The sequence below is a fragment of the Mesorhizobium sp. M7A.F.Ca.US.007.01.2.1 genome (genome assembly GCF_003998165.1).
Classification (GTDB): Bacteria; Pseudomonadota; Alphaproteobacteria; order Rhizobiales; family Rhizobiaceae; genus Mesorhizobium; species Mesorhizobium ciceri.
The window spans coordinates 1-514 of the sequence record NZ_RZQP01000526.1; the positions used below are offsets into that span (position 1 = coordinate 1).

The 514-nt window shown below is 58.6% G+C and carries 1 protein-coding gene; it reads right to left on the minus strand.

The window, feature by feature from the left end; translation table 11 throughout:
- On the minus strand, window positions 1-275 hold a 275-nt coding region (locus EN949_RS36320; RefSeq protein ID WP_127371999.1), incomplete at its 3' end, for a hypothetical protein.
- Between the last annotated feature and the right edge of the window lie 239 nt (window positions 276-514).

A 514-nucleotide genomic window follows, 5' to 3' on the forward strand; every position in this document is an offset into this window, starting at 1 on the left:
ATGTAGCTATTGCTGACGGCGTTGCTCCCAACACCGCGCGTGACAACAACGGTGGTGTACCCGGCGGGCAGGGAACCGGTGACAGTCTCGTCGAGGGGATGACATCGTCCGACGATTTCCCCATTTGGCGCACCTGCGAGCCTGTCTTTCAGAGATGCCTTACACACGTCAAGCGACGCATATGTGGTCGGCGCGGCATCAATGGGCCTGCAGACGACAGCCTCGCCTGGGCTGCAAGAGAGTAAAAGCAGTACTGCTGCGGTTGCCGGATCCATTGTCGAAGCTCCACTGAGACGAGCCTCAACGCAGATCGACGGCCTTTGTTGCACAGGCAGCCCTGGCGGCGGCCCGCTGCCGAGAGGTGGCGGGGCTAATCCTATTTCGCAAGCGAGTTGCCGGACAGCTCAAAAACCATCGGCTCGCCTCTGAAATCGGAATAGCGAATCCATCGAGGCGAAATCGTAAAAAGTTGTGCCCCTTGCTTTAGAAACTCCGCTTCAAGCGGACAGTTGGC